The organism is Cupriavidus sp. 09_S30 (genome assembly GCF_056930435.1).
The window spans coordinates 4,029,470-4,050,697 of sequence record NZ_JBXOWI010000001.1; the positions used below are offsets into that span (position 1 = coordinate 4,029,470).

At 69.4% G+C, this 21,228-nt stretch carries 16 protein-coding genes; 7 read left to right on the top strand and 9 right to left on the bottom strand.

The features are described from left to right. Nucleotides 1-50 precede the first annotated feature (50 nt). From AC1Z3O_RS18835 to AC1Z3O_RS18850, 4 genes are all read left to right on the top strand, one after another. Nucleotides 51-2,372 (top strand): NADP-dependent malic enzyme, encoded by a 2,322-nt coding sequence (locus AC1Z3O_RS18835; RefSeq protein ID WP_483517221.1) that lies wholly within the window; start codon nt 51-53, stop codon nt 2,370-2,372. A 298-nt stretch (nt 2,373-2,670) separates the two neighbouring features. Next, nucleotides 2,671-3,927: a glycosyltransferase gene (locus AC1Z3O_RS18840; RefSeq protein ID WP_483517223.1), complete on the top strand. Its 1,257-nt coding sequence runs from the start codon at nt 2,671-2,673 to the stop codon at nt 3,925-3,927. Nucleotides 3,928-4,042: 115 nt separating this feature from the next. After that, a complete protein-coding gene (locus AC1Z3O_RS18845) occupies nt 4,043-4,615 on the top strand; it encodes an OB-fold protein (RefSeq protein WP_483517224.1) in 573 nt (190 codons plus the stop codon). A 269-nt stretch (nt 4,616-4,884) separates the two neighbouring features. Continuing rightward, nucleotides 4,885-5,412 (top strand): Sbal_3080 family lipoprotein, encoded by a 528-nt coding sequence (locus AC1Z3O_RS18850; RefSeq protein ID WP_483517225.1) that lies wholly within the window; start codon nt 4,885-4,887, stop codon nt 5,410-5,412. Nucleotides 5,413-5,443: 31 nt separating this feature from the next. Here the strand turns inward: AC1Z3O_RS18850 and AC1Z3O_RS18855 are convergent, their stop codons facing one another. The 3 genes from AC1Z3O_RS18855 to AC1Z3O_RS18865 form a co-directional block, all read right to left on the bottom strand. Then, nucleotides 5,444-6,418 carry a M14 family metallopeptidase gene (locus AC1Z3O_RS18855; protein ID WP_483517226.1) on the bottom strand — a complete coding sequence of 325 codons (975 nt, stop codon included), beginning with the start codon at nt 6,416-6,418 and terminating at the stop codon, nt 5,444-5,446. 504 nt (nt 6,419-6,922) lie between these two features. Beyond that, nucleotides 6,923-7,903, bottom strand: coding sequence for a Bug family tripartite tricarboxylate transporter substrate binding protein (locus AC1Z3O_RS18860; RefSeq protein ID WP_483517227.1), 981 nt, complete (start codon nt 7,901-7,903; stop codon nt 6,923-6,925). Nucleotides 7,904-8,079: 176 nt separating this feature from the next. Beyond that, nucleotides 8,080-9,009 (bottom strand): LysR family transcriptional regulator, encoded by a 930-nt coding sequence (locus tag AC1Z3O_RS18865; RefSeq protein ID WP_483517228.1) that lies wholly within the window; start codon nt 9,007-9,009, stop codon nt 8,080-8,082. A 226-nt stretch (nt 9,010-9,235) separates the two neighbouring features. On the opposite strand from AC1Z3O_RS18865, the gene AC1Z3O_RS18870 reads away from it, so the two are divergent. After that, entirely contained in the window at nt 9,236-10,192 is a 957-nt protein-coding gene (locus AC1Z3O_RS18870) for a TetR/AcrR family transcriptional regulator (protein WP_483517229.1), read from the top strand. Between the two features lie 19 nt (nt 10,193-10,211). Here the strand turns inward: AC1Z3O_RS18870 and AC1Z3O_RS18875 are convergent, their stop codons facing one another. From AC1Z3O_RS18875 to AC1Z3O_RS18895, 5 genes are all read right to left on the bottom strand, one after another. After that, entirely contained in the window at nt 10,212-11,534 is a 1,323-nt protein-coding gene (locus AC1Z3O_RS18875) for an RNA polymerase sigma factor (RefSeq protein WP_483517230.1), read from the bottom strand. After that, nucleotides 11,534-11,947, bottom strand: a complete 414-nt coding sequence (locus AC1Z3O_RS18880) for a YciI family protein (RefSeq protein WP_483517231.1) — start codon at nt 11,945-11,947, stop codon at nt 11,534-11,536. The genes AC1Z3O_RS18875 and AC1Z3O_RS18880 overlap by 1 nt, the downstream gene beginning before the upstream one ends. A 180-nt stretch (nt 11,948-12,127) precedes the next feature. Next, a complete protein-coding gene (locus AC1Z3O_RS18885) occupies nt 12,128-13,603 on the bottom strand; it encodes an efflux transporter outer membrane subunit (protein WP_483517232.1) in 1,476 nt (491 codons plus the stop codon). Between the two features lies 1 nt (nt 13,604). Further along, nucleotides 13,605-16,766 carry an efflux RND transporter permease subunit gene (locus tag AC1Z3O_RS18890; protein WP_483517233.1) on the bottom strand — a complete coding sequence of 1,054 codons (3,162 nt, stop codon included), beginning with the start codon at nt 16,764-16,766 and terminating at the stop codon, nt 13,605-13,607. A gap of 30 nt (nt 16,767-16,796) precedes the next feature. Further along, a complete protein-coding gene (locus tag AC1Z3O_RS18895) occupies nt 16,797-18,008 on the bottom strand; it encodes an efflux RND transporter periplasmic adaptor subunit (protein ID WP_483517234.1) in 1,212 nt (403 codons plus the stop codon). Nucleotides 18,009-18,476: 468 nt separating this feature from the next. Here AC1Z3O_RS18895 and AC1Z3O_RS18900 point away from each other — a divergent pair, with 468 nt between their 5' ends. Continuing rightward, a complete protein-coding gene (locus tag AC1Z3O_RS18900) occupies nt 18,477-19,193 on the top strand; it encodes a TetR family transcriptional regulator (RefSeq protein ID WP_483517235.1) in 717 nt (238 codons plus the stop codon). A gap of 13 nt (nt 19,194-19,206) precedes the next feature. Here the strand turns inward: AC1Z3O_RS18900 and AC1Z3O_RS18905 are convergent, their stop codons facing one another. Next, nucleotides 19,207-20,358, bottom strand: coding sequence for an ABC transporter substrate-binding protein (locus AC1Z3O_RS18905; RefSeq protein ID WP_483517236.1), 1,152 nt, complete (start codon nt 20,356-20,358; stop codon nt 19,207-19,209). 191 nt (nt 20,359-20,549) lie between these two features. On the opposite strand from AC1Z3O_RS18905, the gene AC1Z3O_RS18910 reads away from it, so the two are divergent. Then, nucleotides 20,550-21,227, top strand: coding sequence for a response regulator (locus AC1Z3O_RS18910; RefSeq protein WP_483517237.1), 678 nt, complete (start codon nt 20,550-20,552; stop codon nt 21,225-21,227). Nucleotide 21,228 lies beyond the last annotated feature (1 nt).

Here is a 21,228-nt window from a genome sequence, read left to right on the forward strand (position 1 = left end):
TTCCATCACCTGGGCCGCGCCCGCGGCGCCCCGCAAAGGAGACCAAGACCATGCAAGAGAACGACCGCCAAGCCATGCTGCGCCAGGCCGCGCTCGACTATCACCAGTATCCGGTGCCGGGCAAGACCTCGGTCGTCGCCAGCAAGCCGCTGGTGACCCAGGGCGACCTGGCCCTCGCGTATTCGCCCGGCGTGGCCGCGCCCTGTGAAGAAATCGTGGCCGACCCGATGAATGCCTTCCGCTACACCGGCCGCGGCAACCTGGTCGGCGTGATCAGCAACGGCACCGCGGTGCTGGGCCTGGGCAATATCGGCGCGCTCGCCTCCAAGCCCGTGATGGAGGGCAAGGCGGTGCTGTTCAAGAAGTTCGCCGGCATCGACGTCTTCGACATCGAGATCAACGAGACCGACCCGGACAAGCTGGTGGACATCATCGCCGGCCTGGAAGCCACCTTCGGTGGCATCAACCTGGAAGACATCAAGGCGCCGGAGTGCTTCTACGTCGAGGAGAAGTTGCGCGGGCGCATGAAGATCCCCGTCTTCCACGATGACCAGCACGGCACCGCCATCACCGTTTCGGCTGCCTTCATCAACGGCCTGAAGGTGGTGGGCAAGGACATCCGCGAAGTCAAGGTGGTCACCTCGGGCGCGGGCGCGGCGGCGCTGGCCTGCCTGGACCTGATGGTGGACCTGGGCCTGCCTGTGGAAAACATCTGGGCGACCGACCTGGCCGGCGTGGTCTACGAGGGCCGCACCGAGCTGATGGACCCGCACAAGGCGCGCTACACACAGAAGACCGAGGCGCGCCGGCTGTCCGAGGTGATCGAAGGCGCCGACGTCTTCCTCGGCCTGTCGGCCGGCGGCGTGCTCAAGCAGGACATGGTGGCGAAGATGGCGGCGCGGCCGCTGATCCTGGCGCTGGCCAACCCGAACCCCGAGATCGTGCCCGCCGACGTGCACGCCGTGCGCGACGACGCGGTGGTGGCCACGGGCCGCTCTGACTACCCCAACCAGGTCAACAACGTCCTGTGCTTCCCCTACATCTTCCGCGGCGCGCTGGATGTGGGCGCCACCAGCATCACGCCGGAGATGGAACACGCCGCGGTGTACGCCATCGCCGCGCTGGCCGAGGAGGAACAGAACGAGGTCGTCGCCGCGGCCTATGGCGGCTATGGCGTCGCCTTCGGGCCCGAGTACCTGATCCCCAAGCCCTTCGATCCGCGCCTGATCGTGCGCATCGCGCCGGCGGTGGCCAAGGCGGCCATGGAAAGCGGCGTGGCCACGCGGCCCATCGCCGACCTGGATGCCTATACCGAACAGCTGCAGCAGTTCGTCTACCGCTCCGGCGCCTTCATGAAGCCGCTGTTCGCCGCGGCCAAGCAGATCGTGCGCGAGGGCGGCCGCGCGCGCATCGTCTTCACCGAGGGCGAGGACGAGCGCGTGCTGCGCGCGGTGCAGGTGCTGGTGGACGAGAAGCTGGCACACCCCATCCTGGTGGGACGTCCCGAGGTGCTGCTGTCGCGCATCGAGAAGTACGGCCTGCGGCTGCGCCTGGGCCAGGACGTGGAAGTGACCAACCCCGAGTACGACGAGCGTTTCCACCAGTACTGGACCACGTACTGGGAGCGCATGTGCCGCAAGGGCATCACCAAGGAAATGGCGCGTGTGGAGATGCGCCGCCGGCTGACGCTGATCGGCGCAATGATGGTGCACCTGGGCGACGCCGACGGCATGATCTGCGGCACCGTGGGCGCCTACCACGACCACCTGCGCTATATCGACGAGCTCATCGGCCTCAAGCCGGGTGCGCAAACCTATGCGGCGATGAACATCCTGCTGCTGGACGACCGCACGCTGGCGCTGGTCGACACCCACGTCAACGATGACCCGAGCGCCGAGCAGATCGCCGAGTTCACCATCGCCGCGGCGCAGGAAATGGCGCGGCTGAACCTGGCGCCCAAGGCAGCGCTGCTGTCGCGCTCGAACTTCGGCACGGGCAGCTCGGCTTCGGGCGCCAAGATGCAGCGCGCGCTGGAACTGGTCAAGGCGCAGGCGCCGGACCTGGAAATCGACGGCGAGATGCACGGCGACTGCGCGCTGGACGAGGCGCTGCGCGCGCGCGTGCTGCCGAATTCGCCGCTCAAGGGCGCGGCCAACCTGCTGGTCTGCCCCAATGTGGATGCGGGCAATATCGCCTACAACCTGCTGAAGACCGCGGCCGGCAACAACGTGGCGGTGGGCCCCTTCCTGCTGGGTGCCAACGCGCCGGTCAACATCCTGACCAACAGCGCCACGGTGCGCCGCATCATCAATATGGCGGCGCTGACGGTGATCAACGCCAACCGCGAAAACGCCCCCGCGCGCACGCGCTGAGCCAGCGGCGCGCCCCGTGCATCGCCACGGGGCGCGCCCGGCCCGGCCGCCTCGCCGGCGCAGCCCGGCGATCCGCATGTGCGGCATGTGCGGCCAACCTCACCTTTCTCCCCGAACTCACCTCCTATACACTGTGGCGTCGCGACAGCGGCGCCCCGGCGGGCACCTGCTCGCCCGGCAACACCGCTGCGCGCCGAAAGGAATTTGAAGCCAGCGGGTTTTACTATCGCGGCTGGCGCGCACCGGATCGCGCCACATGCCCGCGCCATGCCGGGTACCAGCCAGGAACCATTGCCACGTGCGAGTTGTTCTGATCACTTTCGGCACCGAAGGCGACTGCCGCCCCATCCTCGCCCTCGCGCGCGGCCTGCGCGCCGCCGGCCATGAGGCGCTGGTGCTTGGCGAGCGCGCCGCGGCCGCCACCGCGGCCGGGTACGGCATCCCCTTCGAAACGCTGGAGGGCGACATGCAGGCCACGCTGGCGCCGGGCGGGGTGCTGCACAAGCTGATGACCGAGGGCGGCAACGTGACGGATGCGACGCGCGCCTTTGCCCGCATCGCCCAGGACAATACCGCGGGCTGGATGGCCCGGCTGCTGTCCGCCGCGCGCGGACGCGACGCCATCGTGTTCTCCGGCCTGGCCGCCTATGTGGGGCTGTCGGTGGCCGAACACCTCGGCCTGCCGGCGATTGCCGCCGCCATGTGGCCGCTATCGCCGACGCGCGAGTTTCCGTCGGCACTGCTGCCGCCCCGGCGCCTGCCCGGCTGGGTCAACCTGGCCAGCCACCGGCTGATCGACCTGGTGCTGTGGCGACTGTTCCGGCCTGCCATCAACGCCGCGCGGCAGGCCGTGTGCGGCCAGGCGCCGCGTCGCGCGATGTGGCGCGACTATCCGGCGCTGTACGGCATGTCGCCCCATCTGGTGCCGCGTCCGCGCGACTGGCAGCCGGAATGGGAGGTATGCGGCGCGTGGACACTGCCGCCGCGCGCCGGCTGGCAGCCGCCGGCCGCGCTGCAGGAATTCCTGGCGCGCGGCGAGGCACCGCTGTATGTGGGTTTCGGCAGCATGGCGGGATTCGACCGCAGGAAGATGGTCGCGGCGCTGGTGGAAGCCATCGGCGGCCGGCGTACCTTGTTCTATCCAGGCTGGAGCGGCATCGGCCTGGGCGCGCTGCCGGACAATTTCCACGTGATCGGCGCCACGCCGCACGACTGGCTGCTGCCGCAGGTGGCGGCGGCCATCCACCACGGCGGCGCCGGCACCACGCACGCGGTAGCGCGCGCCGGGGTGCCACATATCGTGCTGCCGTTCGCCGGCGACCAGTTCTTCTGGGCCGGCCGCTTGGCCGCGCTGGGTGTGGCGCCACGCTACGTGGCAGGCCACCGCATCGATGCGCGCAAGCTGTCGGCCATGCTGGCCTTCGTCGACGAAGCCGGCACACGCGAGCGCGCGCGGCGCCTGGGCCTCGCCATCGCCGCCGAGCGCGGCGTGGCGCATGCGGTGGCATCGATCGAGCGCGTGTGCGGGCTGGCGCAGGAACTGGAGACGGCCTGAGAGGGGCCTGAGGCGGCGGGCCAGTAGCGGGGCCGCGCCAAGGACAAAAGAACTGGAAGTGAATGGCGCGCCGGCGACGACGGCCCGCCATGTTGACCAAGCAGGAATAGAAGAGATGTTGAACCGTACGCAGCAACGCCTTGTCATCGCCGTCGCCGTGGCCGTGCTGGCCCTGTTGTGGTTTGCCGGCAATGACAAGGGCCGGGATGCCTCCGCCAGTGACCCGCTGAACGGCGGCGCGGCGGGCGAACAGGCCGCCAGCCTGCCGCGCGGCGTGCCGCGCAATGGCGTGCTCGATCCCGTGAGCATCGACCCGGCGCGCCCCGCCGACCGGCTGCCCCAGTACCAGGCCGATGCCATCCTGAACGACTATCGCGACAATGGCGGCGCGGCCGACGACCGCTATCGCGGCAACTACTTCATCGTCGAGGGCGTCGCCAGCGGCGTGCGGCGCGACGAGGGCGAAGCGGTCTATCTGGAGATCCGCAGCAGCGACCCGAACCAGGTCGTGCGCGCCCGCCTGCGCGACCAGCAGATCTGCGGCCCGGGCAGCCGCACCTGCGTAGTGGAACAGCGCGCCGCCATGGTACGGCGCGGCCAGAAGGTGGCGGTGGAATGCAATGGCGCGGGCCTGGTGGACGAGGCGCCGCTGCTGGTGGATTGCCTGGTACGCGGCGGCGCGAACTAGGCGGGACCGGCCCGGCAGGAACCAGGGCACCGGTCGAGGCGCGGGGAAGGGTGCGGAGAAGGGTGCGGAGAAGGGCGGCAGGCATCGGCCGATTGCGGATCGCAGCCTGCTTGAGCCGCTAACCACGCTTTGCCGCGGCTTTTGCCCTCTGTTCTGGCCATTGCCGGCGGCACCGCCGGCATACAGTTGCCGCTGGAGGCGGCCGCAGGGCGGCCCGGCCCTGCGCGCCGGGCACGGCCGGGCGCCTGCCGACCGACCCAGGACATCCCATGCAAAAAGCACTGCTCGCCGCCGGCCTCGGCCTGATCCTCGCCGGCTGCTCGACCTACCAGGCCGTCACCCCGGTGGAGGGGCTGGCGCGCAACGCCACCACCGCCAGCACGCTGCAACCGGCCGACAACACGCTGTTGTGCGTGATCAGCAGCGCCGCCGCGCGCAACGCCTACCTGCCGGAATTCCGCGATGCCCTGAGGGCGCGCGGCTTCGACGTGCGGATGCTGCCGCCGGACGCGCCGATCGAGTCGTGCCCGCTGACCGTGGTCTACTTCGCCACCCGCCAGACCTACTGGAACACCTTCCTGGATTCGGCCGACATCACCGTCTACAGCGAGGGCAGGCGCAACGGCAAGGCGGTCTTCAACGCCAACCGCAGTGCGGGCGGTGTCAACCTGAGCAACCTGCTGGCGCCGGCCGCCAAGCTCGATGACCTGGTCGGCCAGCTGTTCCCGGATTCGCCGCGCCTGGTCGCGCCGGACCCGGCCGCCGCCTCGGCGCCGGCGCCCGCGCAACCGTCCTGATAGCCGTCCTGACAACCGGGCGCGCGCCGGCTCAGCCGTCCAGCCGGCCCAACCGCACCACGGTCACGCCGGGGCGCAACTGGCGCAACGACGGCATTACCAGCACGCAGTTGGGGTAGGGCGTGCGCACAGGCTCGCCATTGCTCCAGCCGATCACCGTGCCCGCCTCGGCGAAGGTCTCCAGGCCCGTATAGGGGCCGGCGAAGCGGAAATCCATGCTGGTGGCCACCACCGGCTCGGTCACGCGCACCACGCGCTGCGCCGCCGGCAAGGGACGCAGCCAGCCGGCCGGCAGGTCGGCCTCATCGACCACGCCGGCTTGCAGCAGGAAGCGCGCGGCGCTGTCGCGCGCCACCTCAACCGCTGCGCGCTCCCAGTGCTGGCCGCACTCGATCAGCAGGGCATTGCGCGGGCTGGCGGCGTCGCCGAAATCCGCGTAGTCACGCATGCGCTTGCCTTCGGGGTGCCCTTCGTCGACGATCACGTCGGCCGGCGTGCCCAACGCGCGCGCCAGCGCCACGCCCTTGTCGAGGGGACCCGAGACGATCAGCGGGCGGCTCTTCTCATGCATCGAGTGCAGGTCCAGCAGCAGATCGACGGTGTCGATAAGCGGACGCATCGCGCGCGCGCGGCGCAGTTCGACCGAGTCGCGGCCGGCGTCATCGAGAATGGCGGCGGTCCAGACGCGATTGAAGTCCTGGTCGACGAAGCGCGAGGCGTCGGGGCTGGCCGGGTCGAAGCGCTGGAAGGCCTCGACATTGGCGAAGGCCAGCGTCAGGCGGCCGCGGCGCGGGCGCAGGCCGGCGTCGAGCAGGCCCTTCACGGTAATGGCGCCGCACACCTCGTTGCCGTGCGTGAGCGCGTTGACCATCACATGGGGGCCGGCCACGCCGCTGTCGAAGGTGTAGACGTAGGGAATGCCGGCGTTGCCCGCGGCATAGGGGCGGATGTCGGGAAATTCGACCTCGACGGGATAGGCATCGAAGGTGGGGCGGTCTTGAGTCATGGTACGGCCTGTGTTCCGTTGAGCTTGGGGGGAGAAGAACGCCGCATGGCGAGCGTCTGCACGACGCCAGCCGAAGCGGAAAAGATGCGCCAAAATCGGTCGCCAAGCATGAAGTCTTGGCTCCCTCTCCCCTCATGGGGAGAGGGCGGGGGAGAGGGGTGGTCTAGCAAGGCGCCACGTATAACGAAGCCAACGGTGTGGTCCAGCACGCCGAGGCAAAGACGAAGCCGACAAGATGCACCAACACCGTCGGCCAAGCATAGTGTCCTGGCTCCCTCTCCCCTCATGGGGAGAGGGAGGGGGAGAGGGGTGGTCTAGCAAGGCGCCACGTACAGACGAAGCCGTCGGTGTTGTCCAGCACGCCAGCGCCAAGACGAAGCCCTCGGTGTTATCCAGCACGTCGCCATTCGCAAGCGCCTGCCCTCTCCCCCGGCCCCTCTCCCGCAAGCGGGAGAGGGGAGAAAACCATCGCGGTATGCGGGCCCTGGCCCCGGTCCCCCGTCCTTATTCGTGGATGCCCGCAGCCTGCACAATCGTGCGGTAGCGCGCCGTCTCGCTCTTGACGAAGGCGGCGAACTGGGTCGGGGCGCGCGGCGCCACTTCCACGCCGGCCTCGGCCAGCTTCTTCTTCACCTCGGGCATGGCCAGCACGGCCTGCATCTCGGTGTTGAGGCGGTCGATGACCGGGCGCGGCGTGCCTGCCGGTGCCATCAGGCCGAACCACACGCCCATGTTGACGCCCTTGAGCGAATTGCTTTCGGCCAGCGCCGGCACATTGGGCGCGGCCGCCGAGCGCTTGGCCTCGGTCACGCCGTAGGCCTGGATGCGGCCGGCGTGGATATGCGGCAGCGCCGAAGACAGCACCATCACCGCCAGGTCGATCTGGCCACCGAGCAGGTCGGTGGACATGGCCGAAGCGCCCTTGTACGGCACGTGGGTGATGTTGACCTTGCCCTGCTGCTTGATCAGCTCGCCGGCCAGGTTCAGCGGCGTGCCCACGCCGGAGGAGGCGTAGGACAGCTTGCCGGGCTGCGACTTGGCCAGCGCGATCAGTTCATCCGCGTTCTTCGCCGGCAGCCCGTTCTTGCCCACCAGCACCATCGGCTGGGTGCCGACGAAGGTGATCGGCGCCAGGTCCTTCTCGCCGTCGTAGCGGACAGCCGGATTGGTCAGGCGGGCGATGGACACTTCGCTGCCCGAGCCCATCAGCAGGGTATAGCCATCGGCATCGGCCTTGACGACCTTGGCCGCGCCGATGGTGCCGCCGGCGCCGCCCATGTTCTCGATCACCACGCTCTGGCCGAGCCGCTTGCCGAGTTCCGGCGCGACGGTGCGCGCCACCAGGTCGACGCTGCCGCCCGCGGTGTAGCCCACCACCAGGTTGATCGGCTTGGACGGCCAGTTGTCGGCCAGGGCGCTGCCGCTGACGGCGGCGGCAAGAAAGGTCAGGGTGGCGGCGCAGGTCGCGCGCAGCAGTCGGCTCATGTTGGATTCTCCTCGGCTCTTTGGGGGGATTGGCTCATGGCAATCTTATTGAGCGCGACGCACCCGGCCGTGCCCGTTTGGCAAGGGGCCTTGCCGATCCGGCAATGCCGGTGGCGATGAGGATGCCGACTGGCCTCGTGCAGGACGGGCAGCGCCTGCCGGGCCGCGTGGCCCCTTCAGCCCGCCGAGGCGGCGCGCCAGAAGGCCTCGGCCAACGGACGCATCGGCGCGCGCGGGCGGTACAGCCGGATATCCAGGGCCAGGTCCGCCTCGCTTCCAGCCTCGGCGCCGGCGCGCACGAGCCGGCCCGCATGCAGGTCGTCGGCGATCAGCCTGGCCGGCAGCCAGGCCAGGCCCATGCGCTGGCGCACCATCTCGTGCACCGACTCCGCGAAATCGCTGACCGCGATCACATCCAGCCGCGGCGCCAGCTTGCGCCGCGCGATCTCCTGGTTGACGATGCGGCCCAGCGTCAGCGTCTCGGCGTAGGCGATCATCGGCACCGGCGCGCCCTTGCCGTGCGCCTGCAGCCGGAACAACGGCGCGCCGCGCGCATCGGCCGCGCTCACGCACACCAGCCGCTCGACGCCGACCGCGTGGAAGCGGTAGCGCGCGTCGTCCAGCGTGACGGGCAGGTCGGGCGGGCTGTAGCAGAGCAGGAAGTCGGCATCGCCTTCGATGAACATGGCCAGCGCATCATGCATCGGGAAGGTCGAAAGCCGGGTGCGGAACCCCGCCGCCTCGGGATCGTGGCGCAAGGCCTGGCGCAGCCCCGCCAGCCAGCCCGGCACCAGCGAGCGCGCCAGCGTCTTGCCGGTGGCGATGGTCAAGGTGGCGGCATCGGCGCGATGGCTGGCGCGCAGCGCCACACGCGCCTCCTCGAGCCTGGCCAGCGCGTCCTGCGCCGCCTCCAGGAACTGCCGCCCTTCGGCGGTGAGCCGGACCGGGAAGGCGCTGCGATCGATCAGCGGCGCGCCTGCCCAGACTTCGAGCGCCTGGATGCGCCTGCCGAAGGCGGGCGGCGTGACATTGCGCAGCTCGGCGGCGCGCGCGAGGCTGCCGGCCTGGGCCAGGCAGACGAAGTCTTCGAGCCAATGGATATGCATGGGGAACGGCCCGCGGCACAGCATGTGTCGCGCGGGCAAACATGGGCGAACGGGCTGGCCCATTGTAGCCGCGCGACATAGAGGAATTCCTCGAATATTGCACTTGTGAAACGGCTGACGCCGTCGCTAGGCTTCGTACAGCCGTTTCAGGCGTCCGTTTGCCGCAAAGGGCGCGAGGCCTGGCACTCTGCCGGGGTCCACGCAAGACAAGAAGAGAGATGCCCCCATGAAGACCGGTAAAAGCACGGTGGGAGACACCAAGGCACGCATTCTCGATGCTACGGAGCGCTTGTTCATCGAGGTCGGCTACGAAGGCACCTCGTTGCGGCAGGTGACATCCCGCGCGATCGTCAACCTGGCCGCGGTCAACTACCACTTCCGCAGCAAGGACATCATGATGCAGGCGGTGCTCGGCCGCCGGCTCGATCCGCTCAATGCCCGGCGGCTGGCCTTGCTCGACGCCTGCGAGGCCAGGTGGCCCGGAACGGAGCTCCGTTGCGAGCATGTGATGGGCGCGCTGTTCGTGCCCGCGCTGCAGATGGCGGGCGAGCCCCAGTGCGGCGGCCCCGCTTTCCTGCGCCTGCTGGGCCGGGTGTATTCCGACCCTTCGCCCTTCATCCAGTCGTACCTGAAGGCGCACTACGCGCCCGTATTCGACCGCTTCTTCGAGGCCTTCGCGCGCGCGCTGCCGGAGCTGCCGCGCGAGGAGCTGGGCTGGCGACTGCACTTCGCCCTCAAGGCGCTCGCCGGCGTGCTGGCGGGCGGCGATCCGGACCACCGGATGCCCGCCTTTGCGCCGGGACAGCCCCTGCGCGATACGCACACGCTGGCCTGGCTCAGCGCCATGGTGGTGGCCGCGCTGAAAGCGCCGGCGCCAGCCGGAGAGCAGCACGGCGCGCTGCACGACGTGTTCGAGATCGGCGAGCGCCTGCAGGCCGACACGCGGGAGGCGCTCCAGGCACGGCAGCCCGACCAGGCCGCTGAGCAGACGCTCGCCAAGGGCGCAGCCAGACCCGCCACCGAGCGCGCGCGGCGCGCACCGCAAAGCACGCGCAGCGAGAGCTTGCCAGCACCGCGCGCGGCGCTGGCAAGCCCGCCTGTGCCCGGCGGCACGCACGAGCAAGCATCGGCCTTCCCGAGCAATCCGCTCGACAACTGGATGCGGATGCGCTCCAGGACCTAGTCCAGCGTTGCCGCCCGGCTCAGTCGCCAAGCGCAGCGGCGCGCGCCAGCAGCAGTTCCCGCTCGCGCGCGTTGCGGGCGAGGCGCGCGGCGCGTTCGAACTCGGCACGCGCTTCCGCGTTCCGGCCGAGCCTGGCCAGCAGGTCGCCGCGCACACTGGGCAGCCACTGGTATGTCTGCAGGGCCTTGTCCTTGCGCAGACTGTCGACGATCGCCAGGCCGGCCGCAGGTCCGCTGGCCATGCCGACCGCCACGGCACGGTTGAGCTCCACCACGGGGGAAGGCGCCACGCGCGCGAGTTCGTCGTACAGCGCGGCAATGCGCGCCCAGTCGGTGTGCGCCGCAGTGGCTGCGCGCGCATGGCAGGCAGCGATGGCCGCCTGCAACGCATAGGGACCGTGGCCTTGCGCGCCGCCCAGCCCCTCGGCGCGCGCGAGTGCCGCCAGGCCGCGCCGGATCTGCAGGCGATCCCAGCGCGCCCGGTCCTGGTCGGCCAGCAGCACCGGGCGCCCCTCGGCATCGGTCCGTGCCGCTGCGCGCGAGGCCTGCAGTTCCATCAGCGCGGCCAGGCCGTGCGCTTCGGCGCTGTCCGGCGCCAGCTCCGCCAGCATGCGGCCCAGCCGCAGCGCCTCGGCGGCCAGGTCGGGCCGCATCCAGTCCTCGCCGGCGGTGGCCGTGTAGCCCTCGTTGAAGATCAGGTAGATCACCTCGAGCACGGAGGCCAGCCGCTCGCCCAGCGCCTCGGCCGGCGGCAGCGCAAAGGGCACGCGCGCGGCCGATAGCGCGCGCTTGGCACGCACGATGCGCTGCGCGATGGTGGCCTCCGGCACCAGGCTGGCGCGGGCGATCTCCTGCGTGGACAAGCCTGCCACCAGCTTGAGAGTCAGCGCCACACGCGCCTGTGCAGGCAGCACCGGATGGCAGGCGGTGAAGATCAGCCGCAGCACGTCATCGCCGATCGGGTCGGCGCGCGCCGCATCCAGGGCATCGACGAAGTCCGGCACGATGGTCGCCTCCTGGGCTTCGAGATCGTGGCCGAGCTGCGCCAGCTTGGCCGCGCGCATCTTGCCGTGGCGCAGGTGGTCGAGTGCGCGGTGCCTGGCGGCGGCCATCAGCCACGCGCCCGGATTGTCCGGCAAGCCGTCGGCGGGCCAATGCTCGAGCGCGGCCACCAGCGCATCCTGCGCCAGTTCCTCGGCCAGGCCCACGTCGCGCACGAGCCGCGCCAGCGCGCCGACGATGCGGGCGGATTCCGTGCGCCAGACGGCGGCGACGGTCCGGTGCGCGGCATCTTGCGCGGCGGCGGGCACGCCGTGCGCGTCACCGTCGGGCGTGGCGCTCATCACGCATCCGGGCCGGCAAGCGGTTGCACCGGATCGATCGGGTTGCCCGAGTGCAGGGAGTCGTCATAGCAGGGCGCCAGCGCGCGCACCTCCACCGTTGCCCATTCTGCGGCGGGGCACTCGGCCGCCAGCGCGATGGCTTCCTCGCGCGTCTTGCAGTCGACCAGGAAATAGCCGCCCACCATTTCCTTGGCTTCGGCGAAGGGACCGTCGATCACCTGCGGGCGGCCGTCGCGTACCACAACGCGGGCTGCGTCGGCTTGCGAGCGCAGCGACTCCGCGCCGAGCAGCAGCCCCTGCTCGCGCAAGGCGCCGGCAAAGCCCTGCATGCGCGCATAGACGGCGCGGCCCTCGGCCTCGGTGCGCCCGCGGCGCTGGTCGACGGGTTCGATGATCAGCAGCATGTACGGCATGATGTGATTCTCCGGTGACGCGGTCGCCCAGCGGGCCGATGTGCTCTGATGATAGCCGCGATCCGCGAGGCGGCGGATCACGTTGCGGGCGCACAAAGAAAAGGGCGAAGCGCTTGCGCGCTTCGCCCAATCTGGCGGGATCGGCCCGAAGGCCGCTCCATCCTGCTTACTGCCTACGGCTTACTCAGTCCGGCTTGCCTGCGGCGCCGGCGCCGCGGCCACGGTGCCGCTCTCGACCAGGCCGCCGCCAAGCGCGCGGTACAGGTCGATGGCGTTGTTCAGCCGCAGTTGCCGCGCCTGGATCAGCGCCTGCTCCGCGCTGAACAGCTGACGCTGCGCGTCGAGACGGTCCAGCTCGCTGGACACGCCGGTCTTGAAGCGCATGGTGGACAGCTCGAAGCGCGCCGCCTCGGCATCGCGTGCCTGCTCCTGGCCTGCCACCTGGTCTTCCAGCGTGCCGCGCGCGACCAGCGCATCGGCCACTTCCGCGAAGGCCGTCTGGATCGTCTTCTCGTAGGCCGCCACCTGGATGTTCTTGCGCACATTGGCCACATCGAGGTTGGCCTTGTTGCGGCCGAAGTCGAAGATGGGCACCACGAGCTGCGGCGCGAACGACCAGGCACCGGTACCGGCGTCGAACAGGCTCTTGAAGCCGGGGCTGATCGTGCCGACACTGCCGGTCAGCGTGATGCGCGGGAAGAAGGCCGCGCGCGCCGCGCCGATATTGGCGTTCGCCGACAGCAGTTCCTGCTCAGCCTGGCGGATGTCGGGTCGCTGCTCCAGCAGGTCCGAGGGCAGGCCCTCCGGGATGTCGCTGATGATGCGTTCATCCGACAGCTGCATCGGCGCGGGAAGGTCCGCGATGCTGCCGATCGGCTTGCCCACCAGCACCTCCAGCGCGTTCTGCGCCTGCGCCCGCTGGCGTGCCAGCTCCGCGGCAGAGACGCGCGCCTGGGCCACCAGCGATTCGTTATCGCGCAGGTCCAGCGCCGAGGTGGCGCCCGCGGCGAAACGCTGCTTGCTGAGCTCGTAGGTGTCCTGGCGTGTCTTCAGCGTGTTGGCGGCGATGTCGTACTGCTCGGCAAACGCGCGCTCGGACAGGTAGGCCTTGGCCACTTCGGACACCAGCGAGATCTGCGCAGAGCGGTGCGCCTCTTCGGTGGCGAAGTACTGTGCCAGCGCGGCATTGGACAGGCTGCGCACGCGGCCGAAGAAGTCCAGCTCGTACGAGGTGACGGCGAGGCCGACTTGGTAGTTCTGGAACGTGACGGCCTGGCCGAAGGTCGACTGGGCCTTCGGGATGTTCTGGCGGGTGAAGCCAGCCTGTCCGTTCACGGTGGGCAGCAGGTCGGCACGCTGCACCTGGTACTGGGCGCGCGCTTCCTCGATGCGCAGCGCCGCCGTGCGCAGGTCACGGTTGTTTTCCAGCGAGGTGGCGATCAGCACCTGCAGGCGCGGATCGTGGAAGAACTCGCGCCAGCCGATCTCCGTGGCACGGCGGGTCTCCCCGCTCTTCACCTCGGCGGTGGCGTAGCCTTCCGGCGCGGCCGGGTAGCCGCCGGCCACGGGCGCCGCGGGGCGCTCATAGTGCGGCGCCATCGTGCAGCCGGACAGGACGCCGGCCACCAGCAGCAGTGCGGTCAGTGTCTTGGTCATGTCAGATTTCCTTTTTCGGCTCGTTCCAGCCCTGCTCGTGCCCGTGTTCGAGCGCCGGCTGCCGCTTGCCGCCGAAGCGCTTGCGGATCACCACGAAGAAGACCGGCACCAGGAAGATGGCCAGCAACGTGGCGGTGATCATGCCGCCGATCACGCCGGTACCGATGGCGCGCTGGCCGCCCGAGCCCGCGCCGGAGGCGATCGCCAGCGGCATCACGCCGAGGATGAAGGCAATCGAGGTCATCAGGATGGGGCGGAAGCGCAGGTGCACCGCCTCCAGCGTGGCTTCGATCAGGCCCTTGCCCTGCGCCTGCAGGTCCTTGGCGAACTCCACGATCAGGATCGCGTTCTTGGCCGACAGGCCGATGGTGGCGATCAGGCCGACCTTGAAGTACACGTCGTTGGGCATGCCGCGCAGCGTCACGCCCAGCAGTGCGCCGAGCACGCCCAGCGGCACCACCAGCAGCACGGCGACCGGGATCGACCAGCTCTCGTACAGCGCGGCCAAGCACAGGAACACGATGATCATCGACAGCGTGTACAGCATCGGCTCCTGCGAACCGGCCAGGCGCTCTTCATACGATTGGCCGGACCACTCGTAGCCGAAGCCCGGCGGCAGCTTGGCGAACATGTCCTCCATCAATTTCATCGCTTCGCCGGTGCTGTGACCGGGCGCCGGCTGGCCGGCGATCTTCACCGCGGGCACGCCGTTGTAGCGCTCCAGGCGCGGCGAGCCCATCACCCACTTGGAGGTGGAGAAGGCCGCGAACGCCACCATGTCGCCGTTGGCGTTGCGCACGCGCAGCTTGCTCAGGTCGTCGGGCAGCTTGCGGTCGCTGCCTTCGGCCTGGGCGATCACCTTGCGCACACGGCCTTCGTAGATGAAGTCGTTCACGTACGTCGAGCCGAAGGCGATCGACAGCGTAGTGTTGATGTCGGACACCGACACGCCGAGCGCGCGCGCCTTCTCGCGGTCGATGTCGATCTGCAGCTGCGGCGCGTCTTCCTGGCCCTCCGGACGCACGCCGGCCAGCGCGGGATTCTTCATCGCCATGCCGAGCATCATATTGCGCGCTTCCATCAGCTTGGCGTGGCCCTGGCCGGAGCGGTCCTGCAGGCGGAAGTCGAAGCCCGAGGAGTTGCCCAGTTCAGGAATCGCCGGCGGGTTCAGCGGGAAGATGATCGCGTCCTTGATGCCGGACAGCGCGCCGAAGGCACGGCCCACCATTGCCTGGGCGGTCTCGCCGGGGCCGGTACGTTCCTTCCAGTCCTTCAGGCGCACGAAGGCGATACCGCCGTTCTGGCCGCGGCCGAAGAAGGAGAAGCCGGCCACCGTGATCATCTGGTCCACCACCTTCTTTTCCTTCTGCAGGTAGTAGTCCTCGATCTGCTTGAGCACGCCGATGGTGCGCTCCTGGGTAGCGCCGTTGGGCAGCTGCACCACGGTGATCATGTAGCCCTGGTCCTCGTCAGGCAGGAAGGAGGAAGGCAGGCGCTTGAACAGCACCACCACGGCAGCGACGATCAGCGCGTAGATGATCATGTAGCGGCCGGTGCGCGACAGCACGCGGCCGACCACGCCCTGGTAGCGGGTGGCGCCGCGCGCGAAGGTGCGGTTGAACCAGCCGAAGAAGCCCGTCTTCTCATGATGGTGGCCAGCCTCGACCGGCTTGAGCAGCGTGGCGCACAGTGCCGGCGTCAGCGACAGCGCCATCAGCGCCGAGAAGACCATCGAGGCGATCAGCGCCACCGAGAACTGGCGGTAGATATTGCCCACCGAGCCCGAGAAGAAGGCCATCGGGATGAACACCGCGGTCAGCACCAGCGTGATGCCGACGATGGCGCCGGTGATCTGGCCCATCGCCTTGCGGGTGGCTTCCCGTGGCGACAGCCCTTCCTCGCTCATGATGCGCTCGACGTTCTCCACCACCACGATGGCGTCGTCCACCAGGATACCGATGGCCAGCACCATGCCGAACATGCTGATCACGTTGATGGAGAAGCCGAACGCCAGCAGCGTGCCGAAGGTGCCCAGCAGGGCGACCGGCACCACCAGCGTCGGGATCAGCGTGGCGCGGATGTTCTGCAGGAACAGGTACATCACCAGGAACACCAGCACCACGGCTTCCAGCAGCGTCTTGACCACTTCCTCGATCGAGATCTTGACGAAGGCCGAGGTGTCGTACGGCACCGAGTACTCGTAGTCGTCGGGGAAGAACTTGGACAGCTCATCCATCTTGGCGCGCACCGCCGTGGCGGTGGCCAGCGCGTTGCCAGTAGGCGACAGCTTGATGGCGATGGCCGCCGACGGCCTGCCGTTGGTGCGGGCCAGCGTGGAGTAGTCGGCACCGCCCAGTTCGACTCTGCCGACGTCGCGGATGCGCACCGAGGAACCGTCCGGGTTCACGCGCAGCAGGATGTTGGCGAACTGCTCGGGCGTGGTCAGGCGGCTCTCGGTGGTCACCGTGGCGTTCAGCTCGGTGCCCTTGGGCGAGGGCGTGCCGCCCAGCTCGCCCACGGCGACCTGGACGTTCTGCTCGGAGACGGCAGCGGTGACGTCCTTGGGCGTCAGGTTGAAGCCGGTCAGCTTGGCCGGGTCCAGCCAGATGCGCATCGCATACTCGGTGCCGAACAGGTCGGCCTGGCCGACGCCCTCCACACGGCGGATCGAGTCGAGCATATTGGCCGACACGTAGTTGCCCAGCGTGATCGCGTCGGTCTGGCCCGACTTCGAGGCCACGGTCAGGAACATCATGTAGTTGTTCCCGGCCTTGTCCACGCGCACGCCCTGCTGGCGCACCTCCGCCGGCAGGCGCGCTTCCACGCGCTTGAGGCGGTTCTGCACCTCGACCGAGTTCAGATCGTTGTTCGAGCCGGGCTCGAAGGAGATCGTGATGGTCGCCAGGCCGGTGGCCTCACTGGTGGAGTTGAAGTAGAGCATCCCGGGCGCGCCGTTCAGCTCCTGCTCGATCACGCTGGTGACCGAATCCTCGAGCGTCTTCGCCGAGGCGCCGGGGTAGGTGGCGGTCACCGACACCGTAGGCGGCGCGATGTTGGGGTATTGCGCGATCGGCAGCTTCAGGATCGACAAGGTGCCGCCCAGCATGACGATCAGCGCGACCACCCAGGCGAACACCGGCCGGTCGATAAAAAACTTGGCCATAAAACTGGCTCCCTTCTGGTTCCGCTTGGATTAACCCTGCTTGGATTCGCGCGCTGCCTCGGCCTCGATCTTCTTGATCGGTGCCGCCGCCGGCGCGGAGGCACCCTGGGGCACGAAGGGCACGGCCTTGGCGGGCGCGCCCACCTTGACCTTCTGCAGCCCCTCGACGACGACCTGCTCGCCGCCCTTCAGGCCTTCGGTGACGACCCAGCGGTCGCCCACGGCCTGCGGCGCCTTGACCGGCACGGCCGCGACGTTGCCGTCCTTGCCCACCACCAGCACGCTGGCGCCCTGGGCATTGCGGATCAGCGCGCGCTGCGGCACGGTCAGCGCCTGCTCATTCAGGCCCTGCTCGATCTTGACTCTCACGAAGGTGCCCGACAGCAGATCGCGCTTCGGGTTGGGGAACACCGCGCGCAGCGTGATCGCGCCCGTGGTCGGGTCCACCGTCATGTCGGAGAACAGCAGCTTGCCGGTCTGCTCGTACTCGCGGCCGTCCTCCACGTACAGGTGCACGCGTGCGCCGCCCTCGACGCCCTTGATCTGGCCCGACTCGATGGCGCGGCGCAGCTTGGCCACTTCCTCGGCCGGCTGGGTGAAGGTCACCCGGATCGGGTCGACCTGTTCGACCAGCGCCAGCTTGGTCGCCTCGCCCTTGCCGACGAGCGCGCCTTCGGTCACCAGCGAGCGGCCTGCACGGCCGCTGATCGGGGCGGTCACCGTGGTGTAGCCCAGGTTGATCTGGGCCGTGGTCACCGAGGCCTTGGCGGCGGCAACGTCGGCGTCGGCCTGGCCGGCAGCGGCCACGGCGTCGGCGTACTCCTGCTTGCTGACGGCGTTGACGGCCACCAGCGGCTTGTAGCGCTCGGCCTTCTGCCGTGCGCTCACGGCATTGGCCTCGGCGCGCTGCAGGCTGGCCTTGGCCGAAGCCAGCTGGGCCTGGTAGGGCGCGGGATCGATGCGGAACAGCACCTGGCCGGCCTTGACCTCGCCGCCCTCCTGGTAGTTGCGGGACAGCACGATGCCCTCGACTCTCGCGCGGACTTCGGCCGTGCGCACGCCTTCCAGGCGTCCGGGGAGTTCATTGACGACCGCCACGGGGGACGGCGTGACGGTGACGACACCGACTTCGGGCGGCGGCATAGCGGCCCCGGCGTGGGGCTTCTTGTCACCGCAGGCGGACAGCGTCAGTACCGTCAACGCGGCAGCGGCAACGCAGGTGATTCGTTGGGACTTCCTCATCGATAACCCCATGATGGCAATTAGAGATCGGCGGCGCCTGGCCCGGCAGGGGCCGGAAACGCCGCGACCGCCACGCGAAAGGCAGCGGTAAAAAATGCAAAAAGCGCAATGTTAGCCACAATTCGTGTCGCCGACACGGCAGATGCGACGAACGGTGACTATCTGGTGGCGACCTGCCGGATTGAAGCGACAGGCTGTCGGGCAGTGATGGCTTTGCCGAATGCCCGGCGAACGCGTATTATATATACATCCAAGCATGTATGTAAAAGTCCTGTTGCTGTGCGGGGATTTCCACGTGGCGAAAGAAAACTGTGCACAACGGGGTGCTTGCGTTAGCATGCGCGCCGTTCTCGGCACCGCTTCGGGAGCATGCTTGGCACATCAACATGCATAAGCGTCACGCACTGAGACCGGCGTGACTTTTGGGGAGAAGAACCGAACCGGCCTTCGTGGCCGGGGAGAAGGAATATGGCCAGACGCACCAAGGAAGAGGCGCAAGAGACGCGCAATCGCATTCTCGACGCCGCCGAAACCGTTTTCCACGCGCGCGGCGTGGCCCGGCCCTCGCTGGCCGATATCGCCGAAGCCGCCGGCGTGACGCGCGGGGCCATCTACTGGCACTTCAAGAACAAGAGCGACGTCTTCGCCGCCATGTGTGACCGGGTGCATCTGCCGGTCGAGGCCCTGTGCGAGCCCGAGCGAATCGCCCAGCAGGAGGACCCGCTGGACGGCATGCGCGACATCTGCGTCTTCGTGATGCGCCAGACCGTGCGCAACCCGCAATGGCGGCGCGTGTACGAGATCATCGTCCACAAATGCGAGATGGTGCAGGACACCGGCGCCATCTTCGAGCGCCAGCGTCAGTCGCAGGAGGAAGGCAACATCAAGATCCGCGAGCACCTGCGCCTGGCGCGTGACCGCGGCCAGTTGCCCGCCGACCTGGACCTGGACGCGGCCACCCACCTCTTCCACGCCTCGGTGCACGGCCTGCTGGCGCACTGGCTGTTCGTGCCCGAGAGCTTCGACCTGGACGCCGAGGCCGAACGCCTGGCCGACAGCGTGATCGACATGCTGCGCCTGTCGCCAGCGCTGCGCCTGGGCTACGTGCCCCGTCCGGCCAACCCGATCAGCGAGGAGCTGGAGGCACTGAGCAACGGCGACAGCACGGCGCCGCCGCAGGACTGAGCCAGCGCCGCGCCTACCCCTTCAACGCGGCACGCCAGCGTGCCAGGAAGGCCTGCTTGCGCATGGTGTCCTGGGCGGCGAGCAGCCCCGGGCCCAGGCCGATCGGCTTGAGCGCGTAACCCAGCCGCTCGGCCAGCGCCGTGGCGTTGTAGGGGTTGTCGGTATCGGTACGCACGGTGTACAGCTGCGAACTGGAGCGCCCGAGCAGCCCCTGGCCCTCGCCGGACAGCAGAAAGTCCAGCCATAGCCGCGCGGCATTGGGGTGCGGGGCGCGGCGGGCGATAAAGGCCACGCGCGAAATCACCAGCGTGTAGTCGCGCGGGGCGATGACGTCGATGTCGGCGCCGCGCCCCATCAGCGACAGCGCGTAGGCGCCCAGCAGGTTGTAGCCCAGCACCAGCTCGCCGCTGGCGATGCGCTCGATCATGCGCGAGGTCGACGCCAGCAGCTCGACGCCCGAACGGCCCAGCGCCTGCGTCAGGTACCAGAACTCGGCGCCCATGCGTGCGTCCTGCTGCGCCAGCAGGTAGCCCACCCCCGATTTCTCCACGTCATAGGTGACCACCCGACCGCGCCAGGCTGGCGCCTTCTCCTGCAGCAGCCGCGCCAGGCCGCTGCGGCTGCGCGGCAGCCGCACGCCGGCCAGGTGGCTGCGGTTGTAGACGATCACCGCCGGCTCGAAGGTGGTGCCCCAGGCCTCGTCGCGCCAGACCGCGCGCGTGGGCAGGCCGCCGCGCTCGGGCGATTCGTAGCGCTGCGCATAGCCATCGTTGACGAGCTTGACCTGCAGGTCCATGGCCGCGCTCCACAGCACGTCGGCGCCGCCCGCGGCGGGCGGGCGCGCCGCTTCCGCCAGGAAGCGCGTGTTCAGATCGATCGAGTTCAGGTCTTCGTAGTGGACCTTGATGCCGGCATAGCGCGCCTCGAAGGCCTGGATCAGCGGCCGCGCGATCTCCAGGTCGGTCGTGGCGTAGACCGTGACCGCGCCCTCGCGCAGGCCGCGCGCGATGATCTCCGCATAGTCGGCGGGATAGCCGGGCGGCACCGCCGGCGCGCCGGACTGCGCCAGCGCGGGCAGCGCCGCGCCGGCCACGGTGGCGCCGGCGGCGGCAAGCAGGCGCCGCCGCAGGGCGCCGGCGGGCGGAAGGGTGAGCGGGCTGGGCATTGTGTCTGGGAAGCAGCGCGCGGGGGCAGGGAGGCGGGCGGGCCCGCGCTGCATCGGCCCGCGCAGGGCGGAGTTATTATAGGCGCCCTCGGAGCGCCCACCGCGCGGCCGCATGGTGGGCGCAGGCGCCGGCCACGCCGGCATCGCAGGCGTCGCTCCGCATTACTGGCAATCGGGTAGGGAGGTCCGGCATGCGCATCCTGCTGGTGGAAGATGAGATCGAGCTGGCGCGCTGGGTGGCGCGCGCGCTGGAGCAGGGCGGCTTCGTCATCGAGCACGTGGCCGACGGACTGAAGGCCGAGGCCCGCCTTCAGGCCGCGGAGGAATACGACGCGGTCGTGCTCGACCTGCGCCTGCCCGGCAAGGATGGCCTCGCCGTGCTCAAGGGCATGCGCGCGCGCGACGACCGCACGCCGGTGCTGATCCTGACCGCGCAGGACACGCTCGACGAGCGCGTGCGCGGCCTCAACCTGGGCGCCGACGACTACCTGCCCAAGCCCTTCGCCATCGCCGAGCTGGAGGCACGCATCCTCGCGCTGATCCGGCGCAGCCGCGGCCGCGCCCATCCGCGCCTGCAGTGCGGCACCCTGGTCTTCGACGGCGAGACACGCGGCTTCACGCTGGACGGTGCGCCGCTGGCGCTGACGCCGCGCGAATCGACCTTGCTGGGCGCGCTGCTGGCCAAGAGCGGCCAGCCGCTGACCAAGGCGCAGTTGCTCGACAAGGTGTTCTCGCTGGACGCCGACGTCAGCCCCGACGCCATCGAGGTGCTGATCTACCGCCTGCGCAAGAAGCTCAGCGGACATGGCGTGACCATCGTGACGCTGCGCGGCTTCGGCTACCTGCTCGAGCCGGAGGGCGCGCACTGAC